Annotated in this window: 7 protein-coding genes; 2 read left to right on the top strand and 5 right to left on the bottom strand. The window is 46.1% G+C overall.

What is annotated here, in order from left to right; genetic code table 11:
- Positions 1 to 45: 45 nt before the first annotated feature.
- From DS731_RS05010 to DS731_RS04995, 4 genes are all read right to left on the bottom strand, one after another.
- Positions 46 to 1,053 carry a PAS domain-containing protein gene (locus DS731_RS05010; protein WP_119500293.1) on the bottom strand — a complete coding sequence of 336 codons (1,008 nt, stop codon included), beginning with the start codon at positions 1,051 to 1,053 and terminating at the stop codon, positions 46 to 48.
- Positions 1,050 to 3,563, bottom strand: a complete 2,514-nt coding sequence (locus tag DS731_RS05005; RefSeq protein WP_119503306.1) for a chemotaxis protein CheB — start codon at positions 3,561 to 3,563, stop codon at positions 1,050 to 1,052. Before DS731_RS05005 ends, DS731_RS05010 begins: the two co-directional genes overlap by 4 nt.
- A 25-nt stretch (positions 3,564 to 3,588) precedes the next feature.
- Positions 3,589 to 5,580: a putative bifunctional diguanylate cyclase/phosphodiesterase gene (locus DS731_RS05000; RefSeq protein WP_119500292.1), complete on the bottom strand. Its 1,992-nt coding sequence runs from the start codon at positions 5,578 to 5,580 to the stop codon at positions 3,589 to 3,591.
- 162 nt (positions 5,581 to 5,742) lie between these two features.
- A complete protein-coding gene (locus DS731_RS04995; RefSeq protein WP_119500291.1) occupies positions 5,743 to 7,518 on the bottom strand; it encodes a DUF885 domain-containing protein in 1,776 nt (591 codons plus the stop codon).
- Between the two features lie 244 nt (positions 7,519 to 7,762).
- Here DS731_RS04995 and DS731_RS04990 point away from each other — a divergent pair, with 244 nt between their 5' ends.
- Both DS731_RS04990 and DS731_RS04985 read left to right on the top strand, forming a co-directional pair.
- Entirely contained in the window at positions 7,763 to 8,977 is a 1,215-nt protein-coding gene (locus DS731_RS04990; RefSeq protein ID WP_119500290.1) for a M24 family metallopeptidase, read from the top strand.
- A 1-nt stretch (position 8,978) separates the two neighbouring features.
- A complete protein-coding gene (locus DS731_RS04985; protein WP_119500289.1) occupies positions 8,979 to 9,581 on the top strand; it encodes a YigZ family protein in 603 nt (200 codons plus the stop codon).
- 269 nt (positions 9,582 to 9,850) lie between these two features.
- On the opposite strand, the gene DS731_RS04980 is transcribed toward DS731_RS04985, so the two are convergent.
- Positions 9,851 to 10,744, bottom strand: a complete 894-nt coding sequence (locus DS731_RS04980; protein ID WP_119500288.1) for a LysR family transcriptional regulator — start codon at positions 10,742 to 10,744, stop codon at positions 9,851 to 9,853.
- Positions 10,745 to 10,847: the final 103 nt, after the last annotated feature.

The raw sequence follows: 10,847 nt of genomic DNA, 5'->3' as shown, positions 1-10,847 counted from the left end.
AAATTCAGAAAGAGACCGAAGGGTGTGCTTCACAGCACACCCTTTTTATTTAAAGAACATTTCGAGAATGTATGACAGGTCCAGATATTTATCTAACATTTCGCTGTTTACCGGCAAAACACGGTATTGCAAGCCTATGACCGGCTTTCCTGCTAACCACGAATGAGTCTGAACAGCACTTCGCATTTCTAACTCAATTTTTCTGACGTCATTTTCCGAATAATCCAGCATAACAACGCCTATCAGCTCATTTGAAAACTGAAAAGGAACACACCCCGGAATCAACGCAAAAACGGATTTATTGAGAAAGTTTTTTAATTCATCCGACTGAGTGATATCGCCATTAATACCGTTGAAAGAGAACCTTAGTGTAGTGAGTTTACATCCTAAGCGGTCAGCAGATTGGGCAAGCAAGCGCACATGCTCAATAAAAAACTGGCTTCCGGCAAACCCGTATTCGTCCCGGATTCGTTCACTTTCCGAGCGGCGGAGCAGAGAGTCATTTAATAGCTTTACCTGGGAAAGCTCTGAATGCACTTCATCCAGTCTTCTTTGCAGATGCTCATATTTTATTTGAAGGCCAAGCAACTCCTGTTGCCTTTCCATGACCCTTGTCATATCAAGATGGCATCCCAGCAACCTTAACGGCTCACCCTCATTGGAATAAATGGCAATACCGCGACAGCGTACCCACACGATTGTGCCGTTTTTGTGCCAGTATCTGACTACCTGATCGTAAGGATGTTTCGGGTTTTTCAGGTGAAGCTCAAGATTACGTTTAGCGACAGCAAGATCTTCAGGAAAAATGATGTCCTGCCATTCAGTAATTTTGTGCTCTTTAAATTCCGGGTCGTAACCAAAAAGACGCCAGAACTTCGGGCTCATCCACTCATTTTCAGGGTCGGTTAAATCCCAGTACCAGAGCCCGTCTACAACATCATCCTGAAAAAATTCGAACATTAATTTGTCGCGTTGCAACAAATTGAGCAGTTCCTTTTCGAGGTAATGCTGCCCTTGCTCCAGCATAGCATCAGGGTGAGAAGAATCTTTCATTGATGTAATTCAACAATAGAGATAATTACGCCTTTTGCACTATCGCCAATTTTATACTGACTGACGGTTACCTCGTAACGCTGCGCGGTACTGTCATCCTGATAGACTTCCTTAACAGTAGATTTCTGTCCACGATTAACCTGGGAAACGAGCTCATCTAATGAACTCAGCGGCTTCTTAAACGACAAATCTCTGAAATCCCGGTTAATATCAAAATCAATAATATTCACATATTGCTTCATTGCATGTGTGAATCTTCTGATTTTGAGATCGCTGTTAAGAAACAGCACGGCCAGATGGGTAGCAATCATCAGATTCTCTAAGTCATTGTTGATGTCCGTCAGCTCAACAATTTTTTGCTGATACTCGCTGTTTACCGTATAGAGTTCTTCGTTCACCGATTGCAGCTCTTCGTTGGTCGACTGCAGTTCTTCATTAGCTGCCATCAACTCTTCATTACTCGACTGTAACTCTTCACTGGTTGTATCTAAGTCTTCCAGCGCTTCACGATAAAGCTTCTGACATTCTATCAGAGCATTATCCAGTTCTTCTATGCGTTTAACTGTCTGCTCGCTACGCTTATAGGTGATGTCTGAATCAGGGGATGATTGCATTGAACCCGGTACGAAACTTATAGCGACAAACACATTATCAGGCCCGTTTTCATTAAAACTGAAACAACGCAAGGACCAGCGCTCCGTTTCGGTTACTCTGATGTCTTCCATGAATACCGAGATATTTTCACGTAATACCTGATGGGCAGCTGATATGGCCTGTCCTGATAAATCGTCTCTCAAGACATCGGATAAATCATGGGTAACCAAACCCGGCCGCAGAGGTGCTGTGAAGGCGGTCGTATCGCCGTAGCTGTATATAACCCGCAATTTTGTATCTGTAATTAATGTCGGAGGCAGGTAAGCTTCCATCATTGCCTGTCTGCCAACGGCTGCAGACTTGCGATCTACCTCAATGCGCTTATTCGGAGAACTCAAATAGTGAGCTACAGATTTCGGCTTGTAATGCCGGTTCTGAAAAGGCTTTGCAGAGTGAATTTGGGAGGAAGGCACTTTTATATCTTTGGCTTTCTGATAGATGCGGTTGCGCTGATCGGTAAAGTCAAAATAGATACTGAAGCTTCCCGGAGATTCTGCACTTCCTAATACGAGGTAACCTTTCACTTTCAACGCAAAATGGAAAAACGCCATCACTTTTTGTTGCGCTGCATTTTGTAAATAAATAAGCGTGTTACGGCAACTCACCAGATTCATGTTAGAAAATGGCGGATCCTGAATCAGATTGTGGGTGGCAAACACCACCATATTTCTGATTTCTTTAGTCACCTGGTAACTGCCGTCATTCAGTAAATTAAAATACCGCGCAATGAATTCTGAAGACATTTCAGAAGAAATACTGCCGGGATAAATTCCATTCGCGGCAAACGCTACGGCAGACTGATCAATATCGCTGGCAAACAGTGTAACCTGACGCTCCACTTTTAGTTCCTGCATTGCCTCAGAAAACAGGATGGCATAAGAATAAGCTTCTTCGCCGGTAGAACACCCCGGAACCCATACACGAATGGTGTCATCTTTCGATGTTTCCAGCACCATAGGCTTTACAACATCTTCATACAACCTTTCCCAAACCTCAGCGTCTCTGAAGAACTGAGTGACACCAATGAGCAAATCTTGTTTTACAAGCTCAACTTCATCTGGTGTACCGTTTAAGTATTCCCAGTATTCAAGCAAAGTATGCTTGCTGTTAATGCTCATTCTGTGCTCAATACGGCGGGAGACCGTAGATTCTTTGTAAGCACGAAAATCCAGTTCGGTACGATCGTTAATTAAACCAAGAATGTCGTCGAGTATTTTAGAGTTCTTAGATAGGTGTTCACGGAACTTACTGGGTTGCTCCCGCACCAGCGGATGCTCGATGAAACGTCTTAACTGTTCAGGGATCTCCTGAACATTCAGCACGAAATCCACAGAGCCGGTATTGATTGCATTTAACGGCATGCCATCAAAGCGAGCCTCAGCGGGATTCTGGGCGATGACCATCGCCCCCATCTCTTTCAAAGACAGAATGCCACGGCTACCGTCGGAGCCAGTACCGGATAGTATTATACCTATCGCGCGATTCTGTACGTCTTCTGCGATGGTTCTGAACAATTCGTTAATGGGGAGATTTATGCGGTTGTCAGGGGGTAAATCAGACAGGTAAATGCATCCTTCAGCCACCCTCATCAGTTTGCCGGCAGGTATGAGGTAAACCGTATCAGGTTTCAGTTTTTCCCCCTCTACTGCCTGATGTACAGCCATTTTGGTATTTTTACTTAACAGCTCATCCATCATCGACTTAAAGTCAGGCGATAAATGCTGAGCAATGACATACGATGCGCCAAGATTGTCCGGCAGTACATTAAAGAGTTCCTGCAGAGCTTCAAGACCGCCGGCAGAAGCTCCTATGCCTACAATGTATTGCGCTTCCTTTTCCGTTGCTCTCTTTTCCATTTTCATTCCCGATAGACTACCTGTGTCAGGTTACACATGGCTGACTGTTAAGCATTTTTATTAGTGTATCCGAATCCTGTGGCTTAGAAAAATAAAACCCCTGAAAAAGCTGGGCACCAAGATTTCTGCAGAGCTGGAACTGTTCCTCTGTTTCCACACCTTCAGCCAGAATTTGCAGATTAAGACTTTTCCCCATTGCGATCATTGCTGTCAGAGTTTTCTTATATTTGTCATTGGTGGACACATTCTGAACAAAATAGCGGTCTATTTTCAGTTCATTAAAATCGTAATTCATTAACCTTTTAAATGAACTGAATCCGGTACCGAAATCGTCCATTGAAATTAAAAACCCTCTGCGCTGCAATTGTTTTATCTGTCGCTGTACCCTTGTGCTGTTACGCTCTAGCATCATCTCTGTAATTTCAATACATACACTGGAAAGAGGAACCCCGAATTCCATGCAGAGTTGTGTAATGACTTTATTGAAATTTTCTTCTTCGAGTTGACTGACATCCACATTCATATTCAGCGTCAACGCAGGCTGATGCTCGCGTAATCGTGCGAAGCCTTTCAATGCCTCTTTTAATGCGTTATCAAAAAGTGCCAACTCCATGTTCTGCCGTTTAGCAAAACTGATAACGGATTCGATGCCTTTGAAATACTGAAACGGTGTTTTAAATCTGGCGAGGGCTTCTACTGAACGGATATGGCCGTCCACACTGTAAATTGGCTGAAAATGGCACGTCAGACCATCGTCACTTAAAACGTCCTGAAGTTCTTTTTTCTGATTCTTGAGCCACTTCTTTTGCTCTCTGAGATTCACATCATAAATTTTAAAGTGTTCTGCAGTAAGCGCTCCCCGCTTTACTTCATACATCCCCTGGTCGGCTGCATCCAGAACAGCCTGAACCTTTTCAGCTCTGGTCTGATTTTCTTCAAACTGAATAGTGGGCGTCCAGGCAATACCAATACTGCAACGCAATTCTATTTCGCGCCCATCCAGCACACAGGTACTGTTCAATAAGGAATCTATCTTTCGTGCTATCCCCTCAACTGTTCTGTCTGAAGTGATAGAAGACATACAAACAACAAATTCATCGCCGCCAAATCGGGCACTGAGATCGTTTTCGCGCACAGCAGAACTTATCTTCCGGCCGACAAACTTCAGGACCAGGTCACCAAATTTATGACCCATGGTATCGTTAATTTCTTTGAACCTGTCGATGTCGATAAACAAAAATAAAGAACGGGAAAACCGGTTGGCATCCATCTCTTCGACTTTGCGAATAAAGGCGGACCGGTTAAATAACTCAGTTAATGAGTCGTGGTCAGCCATATATTGCAATTTGCTTTCTGCCCGAAATTCGTTGGTCACATCATTCAGGGTTACCGAGGCACTGATAAAATTGTCCCTGGAATCAAAGTAAGCAGCCAGTTGCACTGAAAATATATAGATGCTGCCCAGAGGCGTAACGAACTCTATCCGTGTTTTATACAGGTTCCGGCAATTTTCAGTATCACTCACGTGATCGCGGAATTCCCTGGCCAGTGACGGGGGCAAATAATCAATCCATTTCCTGCCGTATAACTCATCCAATGAAGTTTTCATCATGTCAGCGCAGCGTGCATTGATAAAAGCCGCATTCCAGTTGCTATCCACGTTGATAACGCCGATTGGTAAATCATGGGCAATTTTTGAAATGCTCTTGCTATCAGCAATCACCGATAATGCCCAGGGGTACTGTTCAGACCCTGATGCAGATAAGACGCAGTGATAACCGAGGAAATTCTGTACGTCCAGGACGCGGGGCAAATCCGTTAACTCTATATTTTCAAATACTTTTAACGAATGAGGGAGTAAAGCGTGAAAAGCAAAATGCGATACCGGAGGTGACGTCTTACACAGCGATTTATTTTTATCATAAAAAGCTGTAAAGCCATCATTAAGACTCACCAGTAATTCGTGAAGATTGCCGGAAAGTAGATTCCTTTCGTGAGTTGAATCCGTGTAATCCAAAACAAACCCTGCATAATAAAATTGAATCCGGGCAACAACCCATGCCCGATACTGTATATAGCATAGACGCTATATCGGAAAAGATAAAAAATGAACATTTTGCAATAAAACTACGGACTTCCTGCCCTTAATGATCAGGGCAGGTAGCGTGAAGTAAAACGATTACTGATAAGGAGACACACCGCCTTCTTCAATAAACCGGTCGATACGCTGTTCAAGCACAGACAACGGTACTGAGCCCAGTTGCAGAACAGTATCGTGGAAATGGCGGATATCGAATTTTTCACCTAATGCAGATTCAGCACGGGCACGGTTTGATTCCATTGCCATCTGTCCGAGGTAATAAGACAACGCCTGACCAGGCCATGCAATATAACGGTCAACTTCAGTGGTAATTTCATGGACCGACAGCGCCGTGTTGTCTTTCATGAACTGTTGCGCCTGTTCACGGCTCCAGCTTTTTGCATGGATACCGGTATCTACCACCAGTCGTGCTGCACGCCACATCTGATAGCTCAGCATGCCGAAGATTTCATAAGGGGTGTGGTAGATTCCCATCTCTTCGCCCAGTTTCTCGGTATACAGCGCCCATCCTTCTCCGTAAGCAGAAATGTAGCTTTCACGACGGAAGTCCGGGATCCCGTCATTTTCCAGTGACAACGGCATCTGGAAGGCGTGTCCGGGTGCTGACTCATGCAAGGTCAGGGCTGGCAGCGAATAAAGCGGGCGTGACGGTAAATCGTAGGTGTTAACCAGATAAACGCCAGGGCCACCGCGACCGGCAGTATAAAACGGTGCAATATCATCAGGCACAGGAATAATAGCAAAACGGGCACGGGGCAAATGACCGAAGAAGTCAGAGGCTACAGCATCAAACTCTTTAGCCGTCCAGGCCGCTCTGTCGAGCAGCGCCTGAGGCGTATCGACATAAAACTGCGGATCGGTACGCAGGAAATGAAGGAATGCCGCCAAATCACCGTCAAAGTTCACCTCAGCCATGACATCGTGCATGCGGTCACGTATTTTCGCCACCTCATCCAGACCAATCTGATGAATTTCTTCCGGGGTTAGATCCAGTGTGGTGTATTTCTTTGCCTGAGCACGGTAATAAGCTTTGCCATCAGGTAAATCGTAAGCGGCAATGGAAGGTTGTGCCCCGGGAATGTACTCTTCAACTAAAAAGGACAGCAGTTTTTTATGCGCAGGAATAACCGCTTCGCTGATCGCTTTTTGTGCCTGTGCACGCAAAGCCTGTTGTCGCGGTGCTGGAATTTTTGCAGGGAATTTAGTAAACGGCTGAAAATACACGTTATCTTCACCAGCAGCATCAACTACCGACTCCACAGAGCGTTCACGGCCAGCCAGAGAAATCGCCGGTAAGGTAAACTTCCGCGCAAGACCCATTTTCATGTTGGCAATCTGTTGATCAAAATACCGTGGCATATCGTTAAGCCAGGCGATGTAATTCACATAATCCTGTTCGCTGTGAAATGTCTCCCGCGCCAGGTAAGTCAGGTCGCTCCAGAATGCGGTATCGCCCAGCAACGGCTTTTCCCAGGTACGGTATTCCTGTTCCATAATGAGGTTTTCAATCTGATTACGGTACACCGCATAGTTGGTCTGATTCTCTTGCGACAATGTGGAGGTATCAATGGTATTCAGCTCTCTCAGTACAGACTGCCAGCGGCTCAGGCGCTTTTCCTGTGTGGCCTGACTCACATCCGGCAAAGCAGATGGCGCTGCGTGTGTATCGCTGTTTTCATCCACACTGTAGTAATTCTTACGCCACTGCCATTCCTGCGAGTATAAGGTTTCAAACTGGCCGTCGGCAGTATCTGTAGCAAGGGATTCAGAAGCAGCATACACTGCAGCACTTCCCTGAAAGGCCAGAAAGACGGATAAACTGAGGATGCGGACAGAGCGTGTAAAAGTGGTCACAAATGTTCTCCCTGTTTTTATTGTTATTTACCTGAAATGGGCTGCATTGAGTTTTAACACGGCAGGACAACGGATTACCAGATTTAGCCGCCGGTTGTGCAAAATGAGCGGATAAACAGCAAATCGGCAGGCGGACTGAATTTACCGCCGGACGAGGAGATCCTTTGCTTATTTATCCGTATGATAGCAACCACAAGAAGCCGGACAGATAACCGGCAGAATAAGCGAATTTACCGGAGGTACCATGACAGGAAACGGCATAGGCGGGAAAACAAAAGAAGAAGCTTTGTCCGCACTTCAGGATATGACAAAAGATACTGTGGCGATTGGCAAAGAAGAGTTTGAAGCCAGGATCCAAAAAGCGCAGGCATTAATGAAAGCGCAGGGTATTGCGGCGCTTTACCTGAATGCCGGCACCAATATGACTTATTTCACCGGCCTTGAATGGTACGCCAGTGAAAGACTGGTGGGCGCATTACTGCCAGCAGAAGGTCCGGTCACTTTTATTGCACCGTTTTTCGAAATAGCTTCCCTGTCTGAACGTCAGATCATCGCCGGTGACATTGCCGGCTGGCAGGAACATGAAAGTCCTTACGTCCTGTTCGCGCAGTTACTGAAGCAAGCCGGTGTAAAGCCCGGCGACAAAGTGGGTATTGACGAATCAACGGCCTTTTTTATTACCGACGGTTTTCAAAAAGCCATGCCTGAGTTGCAACTGGTTAACGCCAGTCCGGTGACAGCCGGGTGCCGCATGCATAAAACGGCACCGGAACTGGCGCTGATCCAGCGGGCCATGGATATGACGCTGGAGGTGCACAAAGCCGCCGCCAGTATTCTTTACGAAGGGATCACCACCACCGAAGTGGAACAGTTCATTCATGAAGCGCACAAGAAAACTGGCGCGCCGGCAGGTTCGTATTTCTGCATCGTCCTGTTCGGTAAAGCTACCTCTTTTCCTCATGGAGTAAAAGATCCACAGGTACTGAAACCCGGCGACCTGGTCCTCATCGACACGGGCTGTAAACTGAAAGGTTATCTGTCTGACATAACCCGTACCTACTGCTTCGGGGAGCCTACAGAAAAACAGGCCCGCTTGTGGCAGGCAGAAAAAGAAGCGCAGATTGCCGCGTTTAACGCAGCACAACCCGGTACGCCTTGCGGACAGGTTGATGCCGCAGCCAGAGAGTGCCTGGCGGGCTACGGGTTAGGCCCCGATTATCAGTTGCCCGGCCTGCCCCACCGCACCGGTCACGGTATCGGCATGGACATACACGAATGGCCCTATCTGGTGAAAGATAATCCGCAGCCACTGGCTACCGGAATGTGTTTCAGTAACGAGCCGATGATAGTGGTCCCCGGGGAGTTCGGTATTCGCCTTGAAGACCATTTCTACATGACAGATGAAGGCCCTGCATGGTTTACTGAGCCCGCTAACAGTATTGAGAACCCTTTTAACTAAGATGAGTTATTCCATTCCTGCGCAGCGTTACGAAACCCTGCTGGAAATTAAGAAGAGTAAGTTTTATGCCTGCGCCGGCTTCGCCCAGACCCGCGAAGACGCCATGCTGATGCTTGATGAAGTGAAAGCCCGCTATCCGGATGCCAGGCATCATTGCTGGGCTTATCTGTTAGGCCATCCCGAGCAGCCACTCAGCGTGGCGATGTCTGATGACGGGGAACCCTCCGGCACGGCCGGAAAGCCTATACTCAATGTATTACAGCACAAACCGGTGGGTAACATCATGATGATCGTTACCCGCTATTTTGGCGGTATAAAACTGGGAGCCGGCGGACTTGTCCGCGCCTATTCTGGCGCAGCACAACAGACCATGGAAACCCTGCCGGTTATTACTCAGGTAAAACTCAATGACTTTACCGTGACCACTGATTTTGCTCAGGAACAATTTGTCCGCCACTGGACTGAATCGGTAAAAGGTAAAGTCACAGATTGCACTTACTCGCAGGCTGTAACCCTTAGCATTGCCATACCCGACAGCGCCGTTGAGGCTTTACGTCAGTATGAAGGAAGCCTCGGTTTGACAGTAAAAGCCGTTAAAGGGTGACGGTCCGTTAACTACAAAAGCGTATGTGATATTTGGTGGAAATGAACTTAATGCAGTTCTCAGCTCCACTATTCATGCGGGTTTGACGGGGACGTTTAAATAAGAATTCTGCTAAAGTTCAGCTATATATGAACTTTTGGGAAAAAATTTGCTTAAAAGCAGCTCAGACTGATGACAATTTCTGAGCGTGCGGGTGAAAAATATACTTCAACTTTATTTGAGTCCTCCTTTGGATTCGTCTGTCAAATCTGACAGTCGCATATGTGCCATTAGCGGACACTCAATCTTGACACCAAGTGATCAAAAACCAATCGAATACGTTGTGGTACTGGACCACGTTGAGGGCGATAAATATATAAATCCCAAGGCACCGGCTCGACCTCTTCTAACACTCTCACAAGTTTCTCCTGGCGTAATAAGTCTTGGGCCAAAAAGTCAGGAATTTGAGCAAACCCCAGCCCATTTTGTATAGCCATTAATTCAGCTTCGGTGTCGGCACTTCGAAAACGTGTTATGGATGGCGTCCACTGTCTGTCCATGGAAAAAACCCATGGCCAAAGCTTTCCCGTATTGCGATCTACTAACCCTGTAACGGGCAAGTGGTTTAGTTCTTCAATAGACGCAGGCGTTCCCACTCTATTTATTAACTCAGGCGAAGCCACGACATACATATTAATTTTGGTGAGCTGACGGGCAATAAATCGACTATCTCTCATGAAGCCGATACGAATCCCAATATCTATTTTTTCGTCAACTACATCCACGCGCTCGTCACTGAGTGTCAGGTCTATATCCAGTTGAGGATGTATTGTTGAAAGTTCCAGTAATACTGGCATTAAGCATTTATGACCAAAACCAACAGGCGCTGCGATACGAACCCGCCCTTGTAATTCATTACCCGAGTCAGGGGCGCTTGTTTGAAACAATTCATCTACAGCACGCAGGCGTTCTTTTGCTATCACAGCAAATTTTTCTCCAACTAGGGTCACTTGTATGTGTCGAGTATTTCGATGAAATAGAAGCTCCCCTTGCAATCGCTCTAACTCCTTCACTGCTCGTGTCACTGCCTGAGGAGAAATTCCCAGACGGTTAGCCGCTTCTTTAAAGCTGCGAGACTCAGCAGCAGTACAAAATATCCGGAGCATTTCCAATCTGTTAAGCATCACAGTCACATTCAGGTTTGAAATGAATACATAAATATTATTCCAAAATATGGAATTGTGAAATTAAAACATTTCCATTTATTGGTTTTTGAAGGTAAGAGAT

This window comes from Alteromonas sp. RKMC-009, assembly GCF_003584565.2.
GTDB lineage: Bacteria > Pseudomonadota > Gammaproteobacteria > Enterobacterales > Alteromonadaceae > Alteromonas.
Note: the sequence above shows the minus strand (reverse complement) of the source record. Positions and strands in the feature narration are given on the sequence as shown.

Coding starts and splice junctions, on each gene's coding strand:
- DS731_RS04980 (WP_119500288.1), bottom strand. CDS start 10,744: ATGCTTAACAGATTGGAAATGCTCCGGATATTTTGTACTGCTGCTGAG.
- DS731_RS05010 (WP_119500293.1), bottom strand. CDS start 1,053: ATGAAAGATTCTTCTCACCCTGATGCTATGCTGGAGCAAGGGCAGCAT.
- DS731_RS04990 (WP_119500290.1), top strand. CDS start 7,763: ATGACAGGAAACGGCATAGGCGGGAAAACAAAAGAAGAAGCTTTGTCC.
- DS731_RS05005 (WP_119503306.1), bottom strand. CDS start 3,563: ATGGAAAAGAGAGCAACGGAAAAGGAAGCGCAATACATTGTAGGCATA.
- DS731_RS04985 (WP_119500289.1), top strand. CDS start 8,979: ATGAGTTATTCCATTCCTGCGCAGCGTTACGAAACCCTGCTGGAAATT.